This window comes from Mitsuaria sp. PDC51 (assembly GCF_900113225.1).
Taxonomy (GTDB): domain Bacteria; phylum Pseudomonadota; class Gammaproteobacteria; order Burkholderiales; family Burkholderiaceae_C; genus Roseateles.
In genome coordinates this window covers 888,605-911,034 of the sequence record NZ_FOZE01000001.1, presented here as the reverse complement: position 1 = coordinate 911,034, position 22,430 = coordinate 888,605, and the positions used below count along the sequence as shown (strand labels likewise).

26 protein-coding genes are annotated in these 22,430 nt (G+C 67.9%); 22 read left to right on the top strand and 4 right to left on the bottom strand.

Annotated elements, in window-relative coordinates:
- Positions 1–8: 8 nt before the first annotated feature.
- From flhC to BM393_RS04035, 3 genes are all read right to left on the bottom strand, one after another.
- The gene (gene flhC / locus BM393_RS04045) at positions 9–545 is read right to left on the bottom strand and encodes a flagellar transcriptional regulator FlhC (RefSeq protein WP_091722393.1); all 537 of its coding nucleotides are present in this window, start codon (positions 543–545) and stop codon (positions 9–11) included.
- A gap of 60 nt (positions 546–605) precedes the next feature.
- Positions 606–929 carry a flagellar transcriptional regulator FlhD gene (gene flhD / locus BM393_RS04040; protein WP_091722388.1) on the bottom strand — a complete coding sequence of 108 codons (324 nt, stop codon included), beginning with the start codon at positions 927–929 and terminating at the stop codon, positions 606–608.
- A 262-nt stretch (positions 930–1,191) separates the two neighbouring features.
- Positions 1,192–1,683, bottom strand: a complete 492-nt coding sequence (locus tag BM393_RS04035; RefSeq protein WP_091722385.1) for a tetratricopeptide repeat protein — start codon at positions 1,681–1,683, stop codon at positions 1,192–1,194.
- 657 nt (positions 1,684–2,340) lie between these two features.
- On the opposite strand from BM393_RS04035, the gene BM393_RS04030 reads away from it, so the two are divergent.
- From BM393_RS04030 to BM393_RS04000, 7 genes are all read left to right on the top strand, one after another.
- A complete protein-coding gene (locus BM393_RS04030; RefSeq protein WP_091722381.1) occupies positions 2,341–3,180 on the top strand; it encodes a flagellin in 840 nt (279 codons plus the stop codon).
- Between the two features lie 292 nt (positions 3,181–3,472).
- The gene (locus tag BM393_RS04025; protein WP_091722378.1) at positions 3,473–4,315 is read left to right on the top strand and encodes a flagellin; all 843 of its coding nucleotides are present in this window, start codon (positions 3,473–3,475) and stop codon (positions 4,313–4,315) included.
- 346 nt (positions 4,316–4,661) lie between these two features.
- A complete protein-coding gene (locus BM393_RS04020) occupies positions 4,662–5,531 on the top strand; it encodes a flagellin (RefSeq protein ID WP_091722373.1) in 870 nt (289 codons plus the stop codon).
- Positions 5,532–5,686: 155 nt separating this feature from the next.
- Entirely contained in the window at positions 5,687–7,114 is a 1,428-nt protein-coding gene (gene fliD, locus BM393_RS04015) for a flagellar filament capping protein FliD (protein WP_091722368.1), read from the top strand.
- 236 nt (positions 7,115–7,350) lie between these two features.
- Complete coding sequence (gene fliS, locus BM393_RS04010; RefSeq protein WP_091722364.1) at positions 7,351–7,785, top strand: flagellar export chaperone FliS; 435 nt, start codon at positions 7,351–7,353, stop codon at positions 7,783–7,785.
- 111 nt (positions 7,786–7,896) lie between these two features.
- Positions 7,897–8,196 carry a flagellar protein FliT gene (locus tag BM393_RS04005; RefSeq protein WP_091725004.1) on the top strand — a complete coding sequence of 100 codons (300 nt, stop codon included), beginning with the start codon at positions 7,897–7,899 and terminating at the stop codon, positions 8,194–8,196.
- 203 nt (positions 8,197–8,399) lie between these two features.
- A complete protein-coding gene (locus BM393_RS04000) occupies positions 8,400–9,137 on the top strand; it encodes a flagellar brake protein (protein WP_175538180.1) in 738 nt (245 codons plus the stop codon).
- Positions 9,138–9,278: 141 nt separating this feature from the next.
- On the opposite strand, the gene fliE is transcribed toward BM393_RS04000, so the two are convergent.
- Entirely contained in the window at positions 9,279–9,599 is a 321-nt protein-coding gene (fliE, locus tag BM393_RS03995; RefSeq protein ID WP_254783195.1) for a flagellar hook-basal body complex protein FliE, read from the bottom strand.
- Between the two features lie 167 nt (positions 9,600–9,766).
- On the opposite strand from fliE, the gene fliF reads away from it, so the two are divergent.
- The 15 genes from fliF (at position 9,767) to BM393_RS03920 (ending at position 22,406) form a co-directional block, all read left to right on the top strand.
- Positions 9,767–11,488: a flagellar basal-body MS-ring/collar protein FliF gene (gene fliF, locus BM393_RS03990; RefSeq protein ID WP_091722357.1), complete on the top strand. Its 1,722-nt coding sequence runs from the start codon at positions 9,767–9,769 to the stop codon at positions 11,486–11,488.
- A gap of 48 nt (positions 11,489–11,536) precedes the next feature.
- Entirely contained in the window at positions 11,537–12,532 is a 996-nt protein-coding gene (gene fliG, locus BM393_RS03985; RefSeq protein ID WP_091722354.1) for a flagellar motor switch protein FliG, read from the top strand.
- Between the two features lie 47 nt (positions 12,533–12,579).
- Positions 12,580–13,437 carry a FliH/SctL family protein gene (locus BM393_RS03980; RefSeq protein WP_091722350.1) on the top strand — a complete coding sequence of 286 codons (858 nt, stop codon included), beginning with the start codon at positions 12,580–12,582 and terminating at the stop codon, positions 13,435–13,437.
- Positions 13,434–14,858 carry a flagellar protein export ATPase FliI gene (fliI, locus tag BM393_RS03975; RefSeq protein ID WP_091722347.1) on the top strand — a complete coding sequence of 475 codons (1,425 nt, stop codon included), beginning with the start codon at positions 13,434–13,436 and terminating at the stop codon, positions 14,856–14,858. The genes BM393_RS03980 and fliI overlap by 4 nt, the downstream gene beginning before the upstream one ends.
- Before the next feature lie 34 nt (positions 14,859–14,892).
- Positions 14,893–15,363 carry a flagellar export protein FliJ gene (gene fliJ / locus BM393_RS03970; protein ID WP_091722343.1) on the top strand — a complete coding sequence of 157 codons (471 nt, stop codon included), beginning with the start codon at positions 14,893–14,895 and terminating at the stop codon, positions 15,361–15,363.
- Positions 15,364–15,397: 34 nt separating this feature from the next.
- Positions 15,398–16,864 carry a flagellar hook-length control protein FliK gene (locus BM393_RS03965; RefSeq protein WP_091722340.1) on the top strand — a complete coding sequence of 489 codons (1,467 nt, stop codon included), beginning with the start codon at positions 15,398–15,400 and terminating at the stop codon, positions 16,862–16,864.
- 136 nt (positions 16,865–17,000) lie between these two features.
- Positions 17,001–17,579 (top strand): flagellar basal body-associated protein FliL, encoded by a 579-nt coding sequence (gene fliL, locus BM393_RS03960; RefSeq protein ID WP_091722336.1) that lies wholly within the window; start codon positions 17,001–17,003, stop codon positions 17,577–17,579.
- Between the two features lie 25 nt (positions 17,580–17,604).
- Complete coding sequence (fliM, locus tag BM393_RS03955) at positions 17,605–18,606, top strand: flagellar motor switch protein FliM (RefSeq protein WP_091722333.1); 1,002 nt, start codon at positions 17,605–17,607, stop codon at positions 18,604–18,606.
- Positions 18,599–19,042 (top strand): flagellar motor switch protein FliN, encoded by a 444-nt coding sequence (gene fliN / locus BM393_RS03950; RefSeq protein WP_091722331.1) that lies wholly within the window; start codon positions 18,599–18,601, stop codon positions 19,040–19,042. Before fliM ends, fliN begins: the two co-directional genes overlap by 8 nt.
- A gap of 28 nt (positions 19,043–19,070) precedes the next feature.
- Positions 19,071–19,436, top strand: coding sequence for a flagellar biosynthetic protein FliO (locus BM393_RS03945; protein ID WP_091722327.1), 366 nt, complete (start codon positions 19,071–19,073; stop codon positions 19,434–19,436).
- A 13-nt stretch (positions 19,437–19,449) separates the two neighbouring features.
- A complete protein-coding gene (gene fliP, locus BM393_RS03940; protein ID WP_091722324.1) occupies positions 19,450–20,238 on the top strand; it encodes a flagellar type III secretion system pore protein FliP in 789 nt (262 codons plus the stop codon).
- 25 nt (positions 20,239–20,263) lie between these two features.
- The gene (gene fliQ, locus BM393_RS03935) at positions 20,264–20,533 is read left to right on the top strand and encodes a flagellar biosynthesis protein FliQ (protein ID WP_091722320.1); all 270 of its coding nucleotides are present in this window, start codon (positions 20,264–20,266) and stop codon (positions 20,531–20,533) included.
- A 37-nt stretch (positions 20,534–20,570) separates the two neighbouring features.
- Positions 20,571–21,335, top strand: coding sequence for a flagellar biosynthetic protein FliR (fliR, locus tag BM393_RS03930; RefSeq protein ID WP_091722317.1), 765 nt, complete (start codon positions 20,571–20,573; stop codon positions 21,333–21,335).
- Positions 21,336–21,550: 215 nt separating this feature from the next.
- Positions 21,551–22,033 (top strand): hypothetical protein, encoded by a 483-nt coding sequence (locus BM393_RS03925; protein WP_091722313.1) that lies wholly within the window; start codon positions 21,551–21,553, stop codon positions 22,031–22,033.
- Positions 22,011–22,406, top strand: a complete 396-nt coding sequence (locus BM393_RS03920) for a hypothetical protein (protein WP_091722308.1) — start codon at positions 22,011–22,013, stop codon at positions 22,404–22,406. Before BM393_RS03925 ends, BM393_RS03920 begins: the two co-directional genes overlap by 23 nt.
- Positions 22,407–22,430: the final 24 nt, after the last annotated feature.

Genomic DNA, 22,430 nt, shown 5'->3' with positions numbered 1-22,430 from the left:
CGCGCCGCTCAGTGCATCTGGATGCCGCCAGCCGCCTTGCCCTTGCCGGCGCGCGCCGGCGGGTTGCACAGGCCGCAGACGTAATGCTTGGCGACCTCGTGGGGGTGGGTAACGAAATGACCGCCGCACTTGCTGCACTTGGTCATCGTCAGCATGCCGTTGTCGACGAACTTCACCAGGCGCCAGGCGCGGGTGACGGACAACAGCTGCTCCAGGTTCTGCGCCGCGGTCTGCTCCTGGTACAGCTGGTAGGCCTTGATGACGACGTCGATTTCGTCCATCTCCGCGACCTTGTTCAAGTACTCGTGGATGTTGAGGAACAGGCTGGCATGGATGTTGGGCTGCCAGGTCATGAACCAGTCGGTGGAGAACGGCAGCTGGCCCTTGCTGGGTGACTTGCCCGAGACTTCCTTGTACAGGCGCAGCAAACGCTCGTAGCTCAGGTCGGTTTCCGATTCCAGCACCTGCAGGCGCGCGCCCAGCTTGATCAGCGTCACCGCGCGTTCGATCTGCTTGGCTTCGGTCAGGATGGACTTGGTGCGCATGGGGGGCTCCGGTGGTCTCGGATAATCTCGGGCGGCAATCGCGTTGCCTGGATCCTGGGATCAGGCGGCTTCCTGGTGGCGGCCGGCCATCAGGATGGAGGCATGCAGGCGGGAGACGCTGTCGTTGGCGGCCGGCTTGCCGTGCGAGGTCAGCAGGCCCCACACCAGGTCGTCGTCCATGCGGAAGCGGCACAGCAGCGTGTTGCCGGAGGCCATCTTCATCATCTGCGCCGGGCTGAGGGTGTTCAGCAGCGTGGCGGTCTCTTCGGAGATGCCCAGGCGGTACAGGGCCTGCTCGCGGTCGGCGCGGATGAGGCTCTGGGCCAGCATCAGGTAGGACAGGTTGGCTTCGCGGATCTCGGCAAGGATCTGGTCGCTGTTCATGTGGGGGCTCCTGAGCGGTTGCGTTGCTGCGATGGAATGAATTCTGAAGAAACCCCCTTTTTCGCGACATCAGGTTGCTGGCATAGATGAGCTACGAAGCCCGCCGACCGCCGTGTCAGACAGATTCCTACACGCTGACAGGCCCCCAAAGCAAAACCGCCGCGCGAGGCCCCGTGGACACGGGCTCGGCGGCGGTTTCTGGCGGAGACAGCCTGTCAGGCTGCCCCGCGGACGGAAAGTGCTGGCGGAAAGCGCGGGTGCCTCAGGCGGCCTGCAGGCGCAGCAGTTCGGAGTCGACGATCGCCATCAGTTCCGGGGAATCGCGGCGCAGCATGTCCAGCGCCTGACCTTCATTGAGGATGGACAACACCTCGATGGCGGCCTTGACCTCGCCCAGGCCGGACAGCGCGAAGCCCAGCGTGTAGAGCGACGGCGCATGCTGCGGCGAGAGCTCGACGGCGCGATGCGCATACAGCGCCGCTTCGCGCAACTGGCCGGCGGCCAGCAGCAGCGCGCCGACGTCGGAGAGCAGCTCCACGCTCATCGGCGCCATTTCCAGCGCGTTGCACAGCAGCGCGACGCCGTCGCCGATGCGACCCTGCGCGGCCTGCGCATAAGCGGCATTGCGCGCCTGGGCCAGCAGCAGCCGGGCCTCGCTGGAGCCCGGACGGATGCGTCCGTGAACTTGTTCCTCGATCGACGCGTCGATCATCGACACGGCGGACCGTGCCTCGGTTTGCGATTGCAGGGGCATAGATCTCTCCATGGTCGTTGGAACTCGTCGATCGGGTCCGGCCTCGTTGTCCAGACCGGTCCCGGCGAAGGGGGCGGATGCGGCGCCGCGCCTTGTCGGCCGCGCCGGAAGGCACTTTAGGGCGCCACCCCCGTGATCGAGCGCACGAAAAGCGCCGCCATTCCCCCTCAATCCCGCCGTGCAGCGGCCGTTAACCCCTTCATGTCCGTCGCCAGACCGACACCCGGACACAGGTCCGGGTCGAAGTCAAACGACAAACAACGCGTTGCAAGACCTGCTTATCTCCGGATCGAAAGTCTTGACAAATTGCCCTCAAGTTCTAAGGCGCAGGCGCCGATAACCAAAACAACGGGGCTGCTGAACGCAGCGACAAGCCAGCAAGGACCAGGAGTCCAAAGGCGAGTCGCAGCAGGCAGGCGGCACGTGGTCCGGTTAGAAGGCCTGACGTTCTTGGCAACCCGATGAGGGAGTGGGACGGCAACGGTTGACTAGCGTCGGACTGGGACCGAACCGGGAAATGGCCCGGCAGGTTCAGCAGGAGCATCCGAGATCCTCGGCCGGTTCGCCTCACGGCGGGCTGGAGGATCGGAGGACTCAGGCGCTCATGTGTGGTTCGGCGCTTTTGCCGGTATTTACGTATAGCTGTTAGGAGCAATCATGGCCCAAGTCATCAACACCAACCTGCTGTCGCTCAACGCCCAGCGCAACACCAGCACGAGCGCCAGCTCGCTGGCCGTCTCCATGCAGCGCCTGTCCTCGGGCCTGCGTGTCAACTCCGCCAAGGACGACGCCGCCGGCCTGGCGATCGCCGACCGCATGAACGCGCAAGTCCGCGGCATGAACGTGGCCCAGCGCAACGCCAACGACGGCATCTCGCTGTCGCAGACGGCCGAAGGCGCGCTGTCCAAGGTGGGCGATTCGCTGCAGCGCATGCGTGAACTGGCGGTGCAGGCCCGCAACGCGACCAACACCACTTCCGACCTGGACTCGATCGGTCAGGAATACGCGCAGCTGGGCTCTGAAATCCAGCGCGTGCTGGGCGGCACGACCTTCAACGGCCGCGCCATCCTGGCCGGCGATTCGGGCACGCAGACCTTCCAGATCGGCGCCAACACCACGGCCAACGACTCGGTCGACGTCACGACGACCAACATGACCACGGACACGACCATCACCGGCGTGACCGGCGGCGCGATCACCAACGCGTCGACGACGACCGACCTGGCCACCGTGATCGACAACATCGACGCGGCGATCAAGACGGTGTCGAGCGAGCGTTCGAAGCTGGGTGCCTCGCAGAACCGCTTCGACGCGATCGTGTCGAACCTGCAGATCTCGGTCGAGAACCAGACCGCGGCCCGCAGCCGGATCATGGACGCCGACTTCGCCTCGGAAACCGCCAACCTGAGCCGCGCGCAGATCCTGCAGCAGGCCGGCAACGCGATGATCGCCCAGGCCAACCAGGCGCCCCAGCAAGTGCTGGCCCTGCTGCGCTGATCCTCGTCAGCCAGACGCCCGCGAGGGGGACTTCGGTCCCCCTTCTCTTTCCCCATCCCGAGCGGGTGGCGAAAGAGAAGCGCTCGCCCGCCATGGCACGACTTCACGCCTGGGACAGGCGGTTACACGCTTTCTTTTCAAGAAGGCCTCAAGTCCATTCCCTGCCGGCCCGATAACTGCATCAACGGGTCCGCAAATCAACAGCAAGGGCCACGTGGTCCGGCTCAGTCGGACAGTTTTTCAACCGTCCGACCGAGACCGTGAAGGTCTCTGAATTCAAAAGGAATGGATCATGGCTCAGATCATCAACACCAACCTGCAATCGCTGAACGCCCAGCGCAACCTGTCGTCCTCGCAGTCCTCGCTGTCGGTCTCGATGCAGCGCCTGTCCTCCGGCCTGCGCGTCAACTCCGCCAAGGACGACGCCGCCGGCCTGGCGATCGCCGAACGCATGAACGCCCAAGTGCGCGGCATGAACGTCGCGGTGCGCAATGCCAACGACGGCATCTCGCTGGCGCAGACCGCCGAAGGCGCGCTGTCCAAGGTTGGCGATTCGCTGCAGCGCATGCGTGAACTGGCGGTTCAGGCCCGCAACGCGACCAACACGACCTCCGACCTGGACTCGATCGGCAAGGAATACGCCCAGCTGGGCCAGGAAATCGGCCGCGTCATCGGTGGCACGACCTTCAACGGCAAGGCCATCCTGGGCGCCGATGCCGGCACGCAGACCTTCCAGATCGGCGCCAACACCAGCGCGAACGACTCGGTGGACGTGGTCACGAACAACATGACCAACGACGCGACGATCACCGCCGTCACCGGCGGCGTGATCGACAACGCCTCGACGCCGGACTCGCTCAAGACGGTGATCGACAACATCGACGCGGCCATCACCACGGTCTCCGGCCAGCGCGCGATCCTGGGCGCCTCGCAGAACCGCTTCGACGCGATCATCTCCAACCTGCAGGTCTCGGTGGAGAACCAGACCGCCGCCCGCAGCCGCATCATGGATGCCGACTTCGCCGCGGAAACCGCCAACTTGAGCCGCTCGCAGATCCTGCAGCAGGCCGGCAACACGATGGTGGCGCAGGCCAACCAGCTCCCGCAGCAGGTGCTGTCGCTGCTGCGCAGCTGATCCCCACACGCGGGCGCCGTCCGGCGCCCTCTCCGGTTGACTCCTCAAGCGCCGGTCCTCGCGGCCGGCCTTCCAAAGGCTCCGCACCGTCCCCCGGGACTGGTGCGGGGCCTTCTTTCATTGGCTTCGTAATGGACGGTTTTCCGCCCGTTAATCGGCCCATCGACGGGGTGGCAGCTTTCGCACAATGGCATCCATCGAGCATGAAGTACCGCTCGACCACCGGTCCAACCGGCAGATCCGAACAATGACTGCGATGGCGCAGCGAGGATCGGCAGGCGAGGTCGGGAACCGACCCACCTAACCGGGATCGCAGCCAGGACAGGATCTCCGCAGGAGTGCATCAATGCCACAGACCATCAACACCAACATTGCTTCGCTGAACGCGCAACGCAATCTGAACTCGTCGCAGTCGTCGCTGGCGACCTCGATGCAGCGCCTGTCCTCAGGCCTGCGGGTGAACTCCGCCAAGGACGACGCGGCCGGCCTGGCCATCGCCGAACGGATGAACGCGCAAGCCCGCGGCATGTCGGTCGCGATGCGCAATGCCAACGACGGCATCTCGCTGGCGCAGACCGCTGAAGGCGCGCTGGGCAAGGTGGCCGATTCGCTGCAGCGGATGCGCGAACTGGCGATCCAGGCCCGCAACGCGACCAACGCGGACAGCGACAAGGATTCGCTGGACAAGGAATTCGGCGAACTGGCCAAGGAAATCCAGCGGGTCACCGCCGGTACCACCTTCAACGGCAAGTACATCCTGGGCCAGGACGCGTCGCTGCCGCAGACCTTCCAGGTCGGGCCGAACACCACGTCCAACGACGAGATCACCGTCACGACGCCCAACATGTCGGCCGACACCACGATCACCCAGGTCTCCGGCTCGGACACCAGCGGCGCCGGCCGCGCGGTGATCGACCGCACCGCGGACGCGGCGGCGATCGCCACGGTGGTGGCCAACATCGACACGGCGCTGGACACCGTCAACAGCCAGCGCGCGACGCTGGGCGCGACGCAGAACCGCTTCGACGCGGTGATCTCCAACCTGCAGGTGGCCTACGAGAACCAGACCGCCGCCCGCAGCCGGATCATGGATGCCGACTTCGCGGTCGAGACCTCCAACCTGAGCCGGGCGCAGATCCTGCAGCAGGCCGGTAACGCGATGGTCGCGCAGGCCAACCAGCTGCCGCAGCAAGTGCTGTCGCTGCTCAAGGGTTGATAGAAAAACGCAATCAAAGCGCCGGGCCTCCGTCCTAAAGTCGGATCGCCTGACGCCGATATGCAGGACAGGGCCTCACGCCAATCACGCGAGGCCCTGTCGCGCATGGGGCTTCCGGCCAGGGAGCCGGCACACGGTCACAGGGAGTTCGCACGATGGCAAGCATCACCTCCGCGGGTCTGGGCAGCGGTCTGGACGTCGAGAGCATCGTCACGAAGCTGGTGTCGCTGGAAAAGCAGCCGATCACCGACCTCCAGTCGCGCACCGACACCATCAAGTCGCAGATCTCCGAGTACGGCAAGATCAAGAGCGCCTTCAGCGCGATGCGCGACGCGGCCGCCAAGCTGGCCAACCCGACCACCTGGTCCGCGCTGACCGCCACCTCCTCCGACACGACGATGGCCACCGTCATCGCCGGCGCCGGCTCGGGCGCCGGTTCCTACGCGCTGGACGTGGCCAACCTCGCCTCGGCGCAGTCGCTCTCGAGCAAGGGCTTCGCCAACAACGCGACGGTGGGCTCGGGCTCGATGACCATCGAGCTGGGCCAGTGGAGCGGCACCAACAACTCCACCTTCACCAGCAAGGACGGCGCGACGCCGGTCAGCATCTCCATCTCGTCGACCGACACGCTGGCCAACATCCGCGACAAGGTCAATGCCTCGGGCGCCGGCGTGCTGGCCTCGGTGGTCACCGACGCGACCGGCTCGCGCCTGGTGATCCGCTCGCGCGACACCGGCGAGGCCAACGGCTTCCGCATCACCACCGCCGATGACGACGGCAACGGCGCCGACGCCAATGGCCTGTCCGCGCTGGCCTACGACCCGACCGCCTCGATCTCGTCGATGACGCAGAACACCGCGGCCAAGAACGCCAACCTGACGATCAACGGCCTGGCGATCAGCTCCGCCTCCAACAACATCGAGGGCGCCGTCGACGGCCTCACGATCAACCTGCTCAAGACCGGGCAGTCCACCGTCACCGTCGGCCAGGACAAGGACAGCGTCAAGAAGGCGATCAACGACTTCGTCACGTCGTACAACAGCCTGATGACGCTGATGCGCAACGACACCAAGTACGACGACGCCAACAAGACCGCCGGCGCGCTGCAGGGCGACAGCACCGCGGTGGGCCTGCAGAGCCAGCTGCGCAACATCACCGCCGCGGGCAGCACGCTGGGCGGCAAGTTCGGCCGCTTGTCGGACCTGGGCCTGGACATCGGCGCCGACGGCACCATCAAGGTCAACGACACCAAGCTGACCAGCGCGCTGGGCAGCATGAGCGACTTGAAGAACCTGTTCATGGGCGTGGACACCGCCAACCCGAACAACAACGGCATCGCCACCCGCTGGCGCGCCTTCGCCGACCAGGTCACCGGCTTCGACGGCTCGATCACGACGCGCACCACCGGGCTGCAGTCGCGCGTGACCGCCAACAACAAGCGCGTGGACGAGCTCAACGACCGCGCCGCCGCCTACGAGAAGCGGGTGCGCGCCCAGTACACGGCGCTGGACACGCAGATGGCCAAGCTCAACGACATGCAGAGCTACGTCAACAAGATCACCAGCATGCTGGGCAGCAGCTGAGGCCGCGGGCGCGGCGGGACCGGTGCAGGGGGTGCGGATCGCCCTCGGAACTGGACCGTCGCCACCGCCCTTCTCCGGCGCTTCGAAAAGACCGCCGACAAGCCTCCTCACGGAGGCTTTTGCTTTTCTCCAGTCGCGCAGAATTTCGAGACAAATTCGACACGGGGGAGGCTCAAGTTGGGCCAGCGGGGGCCGAAAACTGATTCAAGCACACCAGCACACCCCAGCAGCACATCATGTACGGCAACTCCTCCCCCTTCGCTTCCCACGGTCAACGCGCCAGCAGCATGTACAACCGCGTCGGCGTGGAAACGGACGTGATGACGGCCTCGCCGCACCGCCTGGTGACCCTGCTGCTGGACGGCGCCTTCGATTCGATGACGCAAGCCATCGGCGCGATCCGCACCGGCAATGTCGACGCCAAGAACCGCAGCCTGAGCCGCGCGGTCCGCATCCTGGACGAGGGCCTGAAGGCGGCCCTGAACCTGGAGTCGGGCGAGCTGGCCATGGACCTGCGCGACCTGTATGCCTACATCTGCATGCGGCTGACCCACGCCAACCTGCGCAGCGACGACGTCGCCGTCGAGGAATGCGTGAAGCTGCTGCAACCGATCCGCGAAGCCTGGGCCAGCATCGCCCCGGCCGCTGCCGAACAACGCGTCGCGGCCTGAACCGGCCCCGCTCCCCTCCAGCCTGACGACTTGAGAAGTTCCATGTCCAAGTACACCGCCAAGCCCCAAGCCCCCGCCGCCCACGCCGCCCCGACCACTCCGGACCGCCTCATGAGCACCCAACTGTTGAGCTACTACGAAGCCATCGAGCAAGCCAGCGCCGACATGCTGAGCGCCGCCCGCTCGGGCAACTGGGACGAGGTGGTCAAGCTCGAAGGCGCCTGCGTGCTGCTGATCTCGCAGCTCAAGCACGCCGCCGGCAGCCAGCAGCTGGGCCCGGACGAGGCGCAGCTCAAGACCCGCATCATGCAGCGCATCCTGGTCAACGACGCCGAGATCCGCCACCTGGCCGAACCCTGGCTGGAGGACCTGGACCAGCTGATGAAGGGCAAATCCAAGACGGTGCACTGACCGGCCCGACGATCGCTGCGACGACCGGTCCGACGGCCTCCCCGCGATCGACCGCCCCGGCGATTCGAGACTTCGGTCACGCGACCGGCCCCGGATCGTCCGCCAGCGCCGCGACCGGCCCCTCGAACGGATGGGGGCGGCGCGGCGTTTGCCTTGGGGGATGCGGGAGAATTTTTCCGAACGATTGCAGCCGGATGCTGGCCTTGAGCGACCTGAAAGTCCCCGCCCCTCCCGCCGATGCCGCGGACGCCGATTACCGGCTGGACGCGCCCGGCGAGATCATGAACTGGCTGCGCGAGCTGCTGCAGTCGCAGGCGCGCCTGCAGCTGTCCACTCCGGCGGGCGAGGCGATCCACACGGTGCTGCGCGCCCTCGATACGCCGCGCGGCATGCTGACCATGGAAGCGCCGCAGGCCGGCGACACGCTGGCGCCGGTGCTGGCGAGCGACGAGCTGGTGGCCACCGCCTACCTGGACCGGATCAAGCTGCAGTTCGACCTCTCCGGGCTGGTGGCGATCCGCGGCGATGGCGCCGAGGTGCTGCGCGCGCCGGTCCCGCTGCGGCTGTACCGCTTCCAGCGGCGCCAGGCCTACCGGGTGGCCTCGGCCGGGCAGCTGTATCCGGCGCTGAAGCTGGCCGACGCCGACCTGCCCCGGATCCGCGTGGTCAACGTGAGCGCCGGCGGCGTCGCGCTGCACTGGCCGACCCACGTGGTGCCAGTGCCGCAGGCGGGCCAGGAGATCACCGGTACCTTGGAGCTCGAGCGCGAGGTCAGCTTCGCGACGTTGCTGCGGGTGCAGCATCTGACGCAGGGCGAACAAGGCGCTCCGCACCAGGCCGGCTGCGCCTTCGTCTCGCTGGCCCCGACCGCCGCCCGCGCGCTGCAGGTCTTCATTGACCAAGCGCAGAAACGGGAACGGCTGATGCGCCGCAGCAGCTGAAGCGGTCGATCCGACCCACTGCCGACCCGCGTCGGTGCACCGGCGAGTCCGGACAGCCGGTCCGGTCCGCCAATGACAAAAGCCGCCCAAGGGCGGCTTTTTCACGTCCGATCGGCGCCGATGCGCGCCGTCGCGGCGTCCTCAGACCTGCATGTTCATGATTTCCGAGTAGGCCGACACCAGCCGGTTGCGAACCTGCAGCGTCGCCTGGAAGCCGATCTGGGCCTTCTGCATGGCGACCATGGTCTCCTCCAGGCTCACCGTCGGGTTGTCCAGCTGGACCTCCCGCTGCAGCCGCGACGCCTCGTTCTGCTGCGTGCTGACCGACTTCAGCGCCGAGCTCATCGCGTCCGCGAAGCTGGTGCCGCCGGGCGCGGCCTTGGCCACCGGCTGACCCTGGGGGGTCAATCCGGCACGGGCCACCGCGCTGGCGAAGTCGAAGGGTTTGAGTTTCAGGTCCACGGCATGCATCGTACGGATGCCGCCGCCGGCCATAGCTCCGAACTGGGGGGGCTTCTTCGGCCTGTTCCCAACATTCTTGAGGGCCCCGATCGAAATAATCCTGACCTGTGCCGAGGCGTCCGCCTGGGCGCACCCCGCCGATCGTTCGACCCCAGCCGTACACCCCCATGGACAACGCCCTGAGCAGCCCCGCCGCCGGACTCCCCGAGGTGCAGCAGACCGCCAAACCGGCGGGCCTGCCCCAGCGCCTGGCCGCGATGCCCACCAAGAGCAAGCTGATGCTGGGCGGCGGCGTCGCCGCGCTGCTCGCGGTGATCGTGGCGATGTCGATGATGACGGCCAAGCCGGATTTCCGCCCGCTGTTCTCGGGCCTCTCCGACAAGGACGGCGGCGCCGTCATCGCGCAGCTCGCGCAGATGAATGTGCCCTACCGCAACGAGCCGGGCGGCACCATCATGGTCCCCGCCAACCAGGTCTACGACCTGCGCATGAAGCTGGCCTCGGCCGGCCTGCCCAAGGGCGGCATCGTCGGCTTCGAACTGATGGACAAGCAGTCCATCGGCCAGACCGCGTTCAACGAACGCCTGAACTTCCAGCGCGCCCTCGAGGGCGAACTCACCCGCACCATCACCGCGATGGCCGACGTCGCCGACGCGCGCGTCCACCTGGCCATGCCGCAGCAGAACGGCTTCTTCCGCGAGCAGCAGAAGCCCAGCGCCTCGGTGATGCTGACGCTGCGCGGCGGCCGCACGCTGGACCGCGCCCAGATCGCCGGCATCGTCCACCTGGTGTCCTCGTCGGTGCCGGAACTGAACCCCAAGGCCGTCAGCGTGCTCGACAGCACCGGCGCCCTGCTCTCCCAGAACCCCGACGGCAACGCCACCGGCCTGGACAGCCAGCAGCTGCAGTACAAGCAGCAGGTCGAAGCCAACCTGAACAAGCGGATCGCCGAGCTGCTGGAGCCGGTGGTCGGCCGCGACAACCTGCGCTCGACGGTCACCGCCGACGTCGACTTCAACCAGGTCGAGTCCACCGCCGAGGAATACCGCCCCAACCAGGGCCCCAACACCCAGAGCGCGGTGCGCCGCCTGACCTCGGAAGAGCAGTCCGGCGGCACCGCCGGCGTGCCCACCGGCGTGCCGGGCGCCACCACCAACCAGGTGCCCCCGCAGGCCGCCGCGCCGATCAACGGCCAGGCCCAGCCGCTGCAGCCGGCCGGTCAATCCGGCGGCACGCAGAACATGCGCCGCAACAACGACACGCAGTTCGAGCTGGACCGCACCGTGCGCGTCACCCGCAACGCGATCGGCCAGGTCCGCCGGCTGAACGCGGCCGTCGTCGTCAACCAGAAGACGGTCACCGACAAGAATGGCAAGACCTCCAGCCAGCCGCTGTCCGAGACCGAGATCCAGAAGCTGGATTCGCTGGTCAAGGAGGCGCTGGGCTTCTCGCAGGAGCGCGGCGATTCGGTCAAGGTGATCAGCACCCCGTTCGTGTCGGACAAGGTCGAGCCCGCCGACGTGCCGCTGTGGCAGCAGCCCTGGCTGCGTGACATCGCCCGCGATGCCACCGTGCCGGCCGCCCTGGTGCTGATCGCGCTGATCGCCGTGTTCGGGCTGGTTCGCCCTGCTCTCAAGGCGGCTTTCCCGCCGCCGGCCGAACAGAAGGACGACACTGCCGGGAACAACGGCCTGAGCGTGGTCGAGAACGAGCAGCTGGCGCTGGGCGGTCCCGGCGGCCTGCCGGCCCTGGAGGCGCCGATCTCCAACGACAAGCTGGAGCGGGCCCGCCTGCTGGCCAAGGAGAACCCGGTCGCGGTGGCCAACATCATGCGCGCCTGGGTCAACGGCGAAGAGCTGGAAACCTCCCCGGCCGGCGGCCGCCGCTGAGCGGCGCTGCCGGGAACCCCGCCTCAGGATCGATAGCGAGACATCACCATGGACGACAAAGGCGTCGAAGACGCGGCCATCCTGCTCATGTCCCTCGGCGAGGAAGAGGCCTCCGAGGTCTTCAAGCACCTGTCGCCGAAGGAAGTGCAGAAGCTGGGCGAGACCATCGCCAAGATGAAGGTCGTGCCGCGCGACCGTGTCGAGAAGGTGCTGGACAAGTTCGACCTCGTCGCCGAGTCGCAGAGCACCCTGGTCAGCGACACCGACGAGTACGTGCGCTCCGTGCTGCGCAAGGCGCTGGGCGACGACAAGGCCAACCTGCTGCTGGACCGCATCCTGCAGGGCTCGGACGTGTCCTCGATCGAGTCGCTGAAGTGGATGGACCCGGGCTCGGTCGCCGAACTGCTGCGCAATGAACACCCGCAGATCGTCGCGGCCATCCTGTCGCACCTGGACTTCGACCAGAGCAGCTCGGTGCTGCGCGTCTTCACCGAACGCCAGCGCAACGAGGTGCTGATCCGCATCGCCACGCTGGACGGCATCCAGCCGATGGCGCTCAAGGACCTCAACGAGGTCATGGGCCAGATCCTGGCCGGCGGCGAACGCATGAAGAAGTCCAACCTGGGCGGCGTCAAGACCGCGGCCGAGATCATCAACATGATGGGCACCAGCGTCGAGGCGTCGGTGCTGGACTACATCCGCGAAGCCGACTCCGACCTCGCCCAGAAGATCATGGACAACATGTTCACGTTCGAGGACGTGGAGAAGATCGACGACCGCGGCATCCAGGCGGTGCTCAAGGAAGTGCAGTCCGAGTCGCTCATCGTCGCGCTCAAGGGCGCCGGCCCGGAGCTGCGCGAGAAGATCTTCCGCAACATGTCCACCCGCGCCGCCGAGACGCTGCGCGAGGACCTGGAATCGCGCGGCCCGGTGCGCCTGTCCGAGGTCGAGGCCGAGCAGAAGGAAATCCTCAAGGTGGTGCGCCGCCTCGTCGACGAAGGCCAGATCGTGCTGGCCGGCGGCGGCGACGACCAGTTCCTGTAAACCCGACGCCCCCTCGACGCCCTCGATAGCGACCGACACCCGAACCGATGGTCACCCGCCCGCCCCGCCAGGTCCCGCCGCCGCCCCGCCCCGAGGGCGACGCGCCGCGTGGCAACACCTACAGCCGCATCATTCCGCGCGAGGAGCTGTCCGGCTTCGCCGCCTGGAACCCAGGCACGCTGGACGGGGCCGCGCCGCCGCGCAAGCCCTCCGTCAGCGCGCCCGCGCCGGTCGAGCCCCCGCCCCCGCCGCCGCCCCCCGGTCCGAGCATCGACGAACTGATGCAGCAGGCCCGCCAGGCCGGCTACCAGGACGGCTACCGCGACGGCATGGCGGCGCTGGACGCGTTCAAGCAGAGCTTCGCCAAGCAGATCAGCGCGCAGGTCGGGCAGCTGGTCGCCAGCTTCGACCAGGACCTGAGCGCGATCGAGCAGGGCATGGCCGAGGCGCTGGCCCGCACCGCCGTCGAGCTCGCCCGCCAGGTCGTGCGCAACGAGCTGTCGACCGCGCCGGAGCTGGTCTCCAGGGTGGCGCACGACGCCGTCGAGGCGCTGCTGATCAACGCCCGCCACGTCCGCGTGCGCGTGCATCCGGACGACCTGCCGCTGGTGCTGGACGGCGCCGGCCAGGAGCTGCGCGCCCGCGAGGCGCAGGTCATTCCCGACCCGTCCATCGCCCGGGGCGGCGTCAAGGTCGACGCCGACATCTGCAGCGTCGACGCCTCGCTGCCGGCGCGCTGGCAGTCCGCCGTCGGCGCGCTGGGCCAGGCCTCCGTCTGGGAGGACCGCCGCAGCGCCGCCGAGGTGGCCCAGGAAGCGCGCCTGGACTTCCGCAACGATCCGACCCCCAGCCAGTACGGCGGCCTGCCGCACGGCTACCAGAACAGCGGGGACCGCGAGCCATGAGCAACCGCACCGACCGCTGGGCCCAGTATTTCGACGACCTGCAGGCCTTCGCCGGCAACGCGCCGGCGCTGGAGCCGCAGGGCAAGCTGGTGCGCGTGGCCGGCCTGGTGCTGGAGGCCACCGGCGTGAAGGTGCCCGTGGGCTCGGTGTGCGAGATCCACATGCCCTCCACCGCCGCCGCGCCGCGCCGCGGCCAGCGCCCGGTCACGGCCGAGGTGGTCGGTTTCTCCGGCGACCGCGCCTACCTGATGCCGACCGACGAGATCCAGGGCCTGGCCAGCGGCGCGATGGTGCTGCCGCGACCCGCCGCGCTGCACGGGCCGGTGCTCGGCGAGGAACGCCATCCCTGGCGCCGCGACGAGGACCGCGGCCTGCACCTGCCCATGGGCGACGGCCTGCTGGGTCGCGTCGTCGACCCGCAGGGCCATCCGCTGGACCGCGGCGGCCCGCTGGTGGACGTGCGCGACGAACCGATGGTGCGCCGCCCCATCAACGCGATGGACCGCGACCCGGTCCGCCGCCCGCTGGACACCGGCGTGCGCGCGATCAACTCGCTGCTGACCGTGGGCCGCGGCCAGCGCCTGGGCCTGTTCGCCGGCACCGGCGTCGGCAAGTCGGTGCTGCTGGGCATGATGGCCCGCTACACGCAGGCGGACGTCATCGTCGTCGGCCTGATCGGCGAGCGCGGCCGCGAAGTGAAGGAATTCATCGAGGACATCCTGGGCGAGGAAGGCCTGCGCCGCAGCGTGGTCGTCGCCGCGCCGGCCGATGCGCCGCCGCTGCTGCGCATGCAGGGCGCGACCTACGCGACCGCCGTCGCCGAGCATTTCCGCGACCGCGGCCAGCATGTACTGCTGCTGATGGACTCGCTGACCCGCTATGCGATGGCGCAGCGGGAAATCGCGCTCGCCATCGGCGAACCGCCGGCAACCAAGGGCTATCCGCCGTCTTGTTTCGCCAAATTGCCGCAACTGGTCGAACGCAGCGGCAACGGCCTGGCGGGCGAGGGATCGATCACCGCGTTCTACACCGTGCTGTCCGAGGGCGACGACCAGCAGGACCCGATCGCCGACGCCGCCCGAGGCATCCTGGACGGCCACATCGTGCTGAGCCGCGAACTGGCCGAGAGCGGGCACTACCCCGCGATCGACGTCGAGCGCTCGATCTCGCGCGTCATGACCAGCGTCGCCGACAAGCGGCATGTCGAACTGGCGCGCCGATTCCGGCAATTGCTCGCGAAATACAACAAGGCGCGCGACTTGATCCAGCTCGGCGCCTACCAGCCGGGGCACGATCCCGAACTCGACCTGGCGGTGCGCCTGCATGGCGACATGGACCGATTGCTCCAACAAGACATGCATTCCCCCGCTTCTTTGAACGATTGCCTCAACCAGTTGACCGCCACACTCAACTTTGCGTGATAGCTGCCGACATCCGTGAAGCGAGGTCATCGACATGAGTAGTTCCAACTTGCAGGCCCTGACCGTTCTCCTCGAACGCGCCGAGGCCGAGCGCGATGAAGCGTTGCGTCATCTGCAGGAAGCGCAGGCGCGTGCCAACGCCGCCCGCAACCAGCATGACCAACTGGCGCAATACCGCACGGACTACCGCAGCCGCTGGTCGCAGGAATTCGCGCAGCGGACCACGGTCCAGCTGCTGGGCTGCTACCAGAACTTCGGCCAACGGCTGGACCAGGCGATCGGCCAGCAGAGCGGCATCGCCGACTACGCCGACCAGCGCCTGAGCGCCGCCCGCGACCTGCTGCGCGAGCGCGAACTGCGCGTCGCCTCGGTCCGCAAGCTGATCGAGCGCCGTCGCGCCGAGACGCTGCGCACCCAGATGCGCCAGGAACAACGCGCCACCGACGAGCAGGCCGCCCGCGCGGCTTCGCGCGGCGGCCACCCGATGTCGCGCCTGGTCGCCTGAGCGCGATCCGGTCGCCGGAACCTTTTTTCCCGTCATGACGCAGATCCAGAACACCCCCGCGTTGCCGGGCGGCCTCGGCGCGATGCCGTCCGCCCCCGCCGGCCGCAAGGATGGCGGCTCGGCCGACTTCTCACGCCTGCTGAACCAGAGCAACCAGCAGCTGCAGCAGCAGTCGGCGCAGTCGGCTCGCTCGACGATGGCGCAGTTGCAATCGCAACAGCTGGCGACCCAGCAGGCCCAGTCGCAGCAGCAGGCCCGCCAGTTGGAAGCCCAGCAGCTCGACGCCCGCCAGCAGGCCCAGCGCCAGGAATCGGCGCCCGCGCCCAAGCCGGCCACCCCGTCCGCCCGGTCGCCGGAGAACACCGCCGCGAAGGAAGAGAACAAGCTGGCCGCCCGCAATGCGGCGGCCCGCCAGAGCGCCAACAAGGCCGAGGACGCGAAGGCGCCGGCCCGTGCGAGCGCGGCGAACCGTGCCGACACGGCCGCCGCCGCGGATCAGGCCGATGCGGCCGATGCCAGCGATGCGCCGGACGCCATGGCAACCGCCGCCTCCGACGCCCCGGGCTCGGAGCGCGTGGCCGGCCAGGAGGCCGAAGGCCAGGACCGCAAGGCCACCAAGGAAGCCAAGGACAGCGGAGCCACCTCCGCCGAGCAGATCCTGGCGATGCTGCGCGGCGAAGCCCCGGCCGAGCCCAAGCCGGCACGCGGCGGCGCCTCCGGCGACGAAGCCGGCAGCGATGCCCTGCCCGGCGCCCACGCCCACGGCAAGCCGCTCACCACCGGCGACGCGATGCGCGAGCGCCAGCAGCTCCAGCGCGAGCTGAGCCAGGCCACGGCCCGCCAGTCGGGCGCCGCGGACGGCGCGGACGCGTCGACCCGGACCGACACCCTGCAGGCTGCCGCCGGCGGCGCGCACGAGATCGCCATGGCCGACGGCGCCGCCAAGGGCCCGACGCCGAGCTTCGAAGCGCTGCTCGCCGCGGCGCAGCAGGCCGCCCCGGCCGCCGGCACCACCGGTGCCGACAGCGCCGCGCCGGCCCCGGCGCCCAGCGTGCCGCTGAGCCAGCCGATGGACAGCCCCGACTTCGCGCCCGAGCTTTCGGCCAGCGTCAGCCTGCTGATCCAGGACGGCATCCATGAGGCCCAGCTCCAGCTGAACCCGGTCGAGATGGGCCCGGTGTCGATCAACATCCAGCTGGACGGCCAGCAGGCGCAGGTGAATTTCCATGCGCAGCAGGCGGCCACCCGGGAAGTCCTGGAACGCAGCCTGCCCGACCTGGCGGCCGCCCTGCAGGCCCAGGGGCTGACCCTGAGCGGTGGCGGGGTGTTCGCCCAGACCTCCTCCCAAGGCGGCCAGAATCGCGGTGACGGCCGCCCGGATGGCGCGTCGAACGGCAACGGTCGCCGCGGCGGCCGCGGTGACGACGACGGTGCCGTCGCGGCCACCGGTCACGGCGAACGGCGCACCGCGCCGCGCGGGCTGGTCGACCTGTACGCCTGACGGTCCGCGAGTCTGACCGGAATCCGCCGCCTTTTCGCGCGTTGAGCGCGGGGGCGGCGCTTCACAATGGGAGCCATTGCCGGATCGTCAGGTCCGGTTCCCCGCCAGATCCATTTTTTTCATCATCGGAGCGCCCATGGCCACAGCCGCCGCAGGCAACGACGCCGCCGTCAAGGGTGGCGGCAAGAAGAAGCTGATCATCATCATCGCCATCGTCCTGGTGGTGGTGCTGGTGGGCGTCGCCGCGTTGCTGATGATGAAGAAGAAGTCCCATGCCGAGGACGAGGAAGGCGCCGCCGAGGAAAAGCCCGCGGCCACCGCCCACGCCAAGCCCGGCACGCCGCCGACCTTCGTTCCGCTGGATCCGTTCACCGTGAACCTGGCCGACAAGGAAGTCGACCGCTTCGCGCAGATCGGCATCACGCTGGAGGTGGCCGATCCCAAGTTCGCCGACCAGCTCAAGGCCTACATGCCGGCGATCCGTAACAACGTGCTGATCGTGCTGTCGCACAAGACCTCGGCCGAGCTGCTCAGCGGCGAAGGCAAGGAGAAGCTGGCCCGCGAGATCCGCCGCGAGTCGGTGCGTCCGATGGGCATCGAGCTCGACGACGAGGAAGAGGACGAAGACGCCGCGCCGAAGAAAAAGAAGAAAAAGAAGCGCCCGGTCGAGAGCCCGGTGACGCAGGTGCTCTTCTCCACCTTCATCGTGCAGTGAGCGGACCTCCCGAAGGGATCAGGCGATGAATCAGCAAATCCTGTCGCAAGACGAAGTCGATGCCCTGCTCCAGGGCATCACCGGCGAGAGCCAGAAGCTCGAGGCCGAGGAGGTCCAGACCGGCGGCATCCGCGAGTACAACCTCGCCAGCCAGGAACGGATCGTCCGTGGGCGCATGCCCACGATGGAGATCATCAACGAGCGTTTCGCGCGCAACATCCGCATCGGGCTGTTCAACTTCATCCGCAAGAGCCCGGAAGTCGCCATCGGCGGCATCAAGGTGCAGAAGTACAGCGCCTTCCTGCGCGAGATCGTGGTGCCGACCAACTTCAACATCGTGTCGGTCAAGCCGCTGCGCGGCAGCGGGCTGATCGTCTGCGACCCGACGCTGGTGTTCGCGGTGATCGACTCGCTGTTCGGCGGCATCGGCAAGTTCCACACCCGCATCGAGGGCCGCGATTTCTCCGCCACCGAGCAGCGGGTCATCCTGCGCCTGGTCGAAGTGATCATCCAGGAGTACCTCAAGGCCTGGAAAGGCATCTATCCGCTGGAGCTCGAGTACCAGCGCTCGGAGATGCAGCCGCAGTTCGCCAACATCGCCACGCCCAGCGAGATCGTCGTCTCGACCTCGTTCACGCTGGAGATCGGCGAGACCAGCGGCACGGTGTATTTCTGCATTCCCTACTCGACGCTGGAGCCGATCCGCGACGTGCTGTACAGCACCACGCAGGGCGACTCGAGCGAACCCGACCGGCGCTGGGTCAACCTGCTCAAGCACCAGATCCAGTCGGCCGAGGTCGAGCTGGTGGCGGAGCTGGCCAAGGCGCCCGCGACGGTGGAACAGCTGCTGGCCTTCAAGCCGGGCGACTTCATCGAGCTGGACCTGGAGCAGATCATTCAGGCCAAGGTGGACGGCGTGCCGGTGTTCGACTGCCATTACGGCACTTCGAACGGCAAGTATTCGATCAAGATTGAAAAGATGCTGACCGGCCCGGATGCCGGCTGGCTGGGAGCCCGCAATGGCTGACAACACCCCGATGGACGAACAGGACGCAATGGCCGCCGAATGGGCGGCGGCGCTGGCGGAGGCTGGCGGAGGCGGCGGCAGCGAGGTCGCGGCCGAAGTGCAGCCGGTGGCCGAGCAGGTCGCGCCGGCGGCCTTCACCAACTTCGCGCCGACGCCGGGCAACCTGCCGGGCAGCGACATCAACATGATCCTGGACATCCCGGTCCAGTTGACGGTGGAGCTGGGCCGCACGCGCATCCCGATCAAGAACATCCTGCAGCTGGCGCAGGGCTCGGTGGTCGAGCTGGACGCGCTGGCCGGCGAGCCGATGGACGTGCTGGTCAACGGCTACCTGATCGCGCAAGGCGAGGTCGTGGTGGTCAACGACAAGTTCGGCATCCGCTTGACCGACATCGTGACCCCTTCCGAACGCATGCGCCGCCTCAGCAAGGCCTGAGACCCTTCGGCGGCTATAGTCGCCGGCCATGAACAACAGCCTCGTCCCACTCCTTTGGTTCCTGGCCATTTTGGCCTTGATCCCCGTCGTGCTGTGGCTGCTGAAACGCACGCCGCTGGGCGGCGCGGCGCTGGGCGGGCAGTTGCGCACCGTCGCGCAGCTCGTGATCGCGCCGAGCCAGCGCATCGTGATCGTCGAGGTGGGCCAGGACGAAGACCGCCAATGGCTGGTGCTGGGCATCACCGGCCAGCAGATCCGCACCCTGCACGTGATGCCGCCGCAGGCCGATGCCGGCGCGGCGCTGCAGTCCGCGCAGCCCTCGTTCTCCTCGCTGCTCAAGCGCAACCTCGGCGGCAGGCACGCCGATGGCCCCGGCTCTCCCACCTCGACCTGATCGGGCACGGCGCATGACGGTCCCCCACCTCCCTTCCCCGCCACGGCGCCCGCTGCGCGCGCTGGCGGTGCTCGCCGCGCTCGGCGGCCTGGGTGCCGCCGCCTGGGCCCAGCAGGGCGGCGGCGCGCCGGCCAGCGTGCCGCTGATCATCGGCCAGGGCGCCGGCGGCAACAGCTACTCGGTGCCGATCCAGACGCTGCTGTTCTTCACCGCGTTGGGCTTCCTGCCGGCAGTGCTGCTGATGATGACCGGCTTCACCCGGATCGTGATCGTGCTGTCGCTGCTGCGCCAGGCGCTGGGCACGCAGGCGGCGCCACCCAACCAGGTGATCGTGGGGCTGTCGCTGTTCCTGACCTTCTTCGTGATGAGCCCGACGCTGGACCGCGTCTACGCCGAGGCCTGGCAGCCCTACCAGAGCGGCCAGATCGGCTTCGACGTCGCGCTGGACCGCGCGCAAGTGCCGATGCGCTCCTTCATGCTGAAGCAGACGCGCCAGTCCGACGTCGCGCTGTTCGCCCGGCTCGCCAAGCTCGAGCCCAACGTCGCGCCCGAGAACGTGCCCTTCCGCGTGCTGGTGCCGGCCTTCGTGACCAGCGAGCTGAAATCGGCGTTCCAGATCGCGTTCCTGATCTTCATCCCCTTCCTGGTGATCGACATGATCGTCTCCAGCGTGCTGATGAGCCTGGGGATGATGATGCTGTCGCCGGTGCTGGTGTCGCTGCCCTTCAAGCTGATGCTGTTCGTGCTGGCGGACGGCTGGAACCTGCTGCTGGGGTCGCTGGCGGCCTCGTTCGCGCAGTAGCGGCGCGGTCCGCAAGGAGAAGTCCATGGATGCTCAACAGGTCTTCACGATCGGCCAGCAGGGCCTGTACGTGCTGCTGATGGTGGCGGCGCCCATCCTGCTGACGGTGCTGGCCGTCGGCGTGCTGGTGTCGGTGTTCCAGGCGGCGACGCAGATCAACGAATCGACGCTGTCCTTCGTGCCCAAGATCGTCGCCGCCGTGCTGGTGCTGGCCATCGCCGGGCCCTGGATGATCACGACGCTGGTCGAATACATCCAGCGCACGCTGCAGAGCATTCCGCAGGCGCTGGGCTGAGCCCGCCGCCCTGCCCGCCGTCCCTCCGGCCGCTCCGATGATCTCCTTCAGCGAAGCGCAGCTGCTGGCCTGGATCAATCCGATCCTGTGGCCGTTCATCCGCACGCTGGCGCTGTTCGCCGGCATGCCGGTGTTCAGCCAGCGCCAGGTGCCGACGCGGGTGCGCATCGGCCTGGCGCTGTTCATCGCGGTGGCGGCGCAGCCGTCGCTGCCGGCCATGCCGGTGATCCCGCTGGACTCCCTGCCGCAGCTGCTGACGGCGGTCGCGCAACAGTTGCTGATCGGCCTGGCGATGGGCTTCGCGGTGCGGGTGGTGTTCGCCGCGCTGGAATTCGCCGGCGAACTGATCGGCCTGCAGATGGGCTTGAACTTCGCCGGCTTCTTCGATCCGTCGACCGGCTCGCAGGGCACGTCCTCGTCGCGCTTCCTGGGCTCGATGGTCGCCTTCCTGTTCGTCGCGATCAACGGACACCTGATGCTGATCAACTCGCTGGTGGAGAGCTTCCAGGCCTTCCCGGTCGGCGAGGAACCCTTCCGCTTCCTGCGCGTGGCGCAGCCCCAGGTGTGGGGCGCGGAGATCTTCCGCATGGGCCTGTGGATCGCGCTGCCGCTGATCACGATGCTGATGTTCGTGAACCTGGTGCTGGGCATCATCTCGCGGGTGGCGCCGCAACTGAACGTGTTCTCGGTGGGCTTCCCGCTGACGGTCAGCATCGGGCTCGTGGGGCTGGTGGCGACGCTGCCGCTGATGCATCAGCCCTTCATGGTCGCGCTGGAGCGGATGCTGGCGGCGTTCAACTGACGCCTGCGAATCGAGACCTGGCTCGACGCTGACGCCCCGCCGCACCGAAGCCCTCTTTCGGGGATTCTCTTCCTGGTCTTTTTATCCCCCTTCGCCAACCAGTTTGGGTCATGGCCGAACGAGGGTCAGGTTTGAACAATCACGGAACTCGATCGCCGCGACATGCATCGCAGCGCTGCGGCGAATTCCGATTCACCTGACGACGGAGAACATCCATGCGACCCATGACCCAGGCCGAGACCGAGCAGGTCAACGCCACCCTGGCATCCACCCATCGCTCGACGACCGCGCCTCCGCAACGCGTTGGTGACGACGGTGAAGCGCTGATCGGCTCCGAGCAGCATGAACAGATGAGGAAGGATTTCCTGCGATGTCACGACGAGATCAGCGAGGAAGACCTCGATGCCTTCTGCGCCCATCTGGTGAGCAGCTTCCCTGATCGCGAGATCACCACGCAAATCTGCCCCGACGACGAATCGGCAGGCATCCTCATCTTCAGCGTCTACGGCTTTTCCGAGCGCGAGCAGTTGAACCACCCCGAGGAAGACGCCTTCTACGATCAATTTCCCCTGCACCTGGCTCATGTCGCGGGGCCGGTCACCCTCTTTCCCCGGACGGGGCGCCATGCCGCCAGGCCCCTTGACGAGGGTGCCAGGAACCTCGGAGGACCGGCTGATGACCGCATTCAATCCCAGTGAGTTCCTTTGCCTGGCCGAGGAACTGGCCGAGGACGAGCGAGAGGCCTGGCTGCGCTCGGCCATTTCGCGCGCCTACTACGGCGTCTTCCTGGTCGCGCGGGATGCGATGAAGGTGACGGTTCGCGACGGCCGGGCTCATCGCCTGACCCGCGAGCGGCTCATGACCCACGGAAAGCAGCTGGCGTTCAGGCTGTCGCTGCTTCACGGTCTGCGCAAGAAGGCGGACTACGTGCTTGACCAGCGCGTCGACATGAAGTGCGCCGCCGATGCCTTGAGCATTGCGTGGGACCTGCATCGCAAGCTGCTGCGTTTGAAGGGCTCGGCGAGGCGACAGCGCGCCGCTCCGCAGACGTGTGCAGCTGCGCGCCCTTGAGCAAAACGAGCCGCGACCATCTCC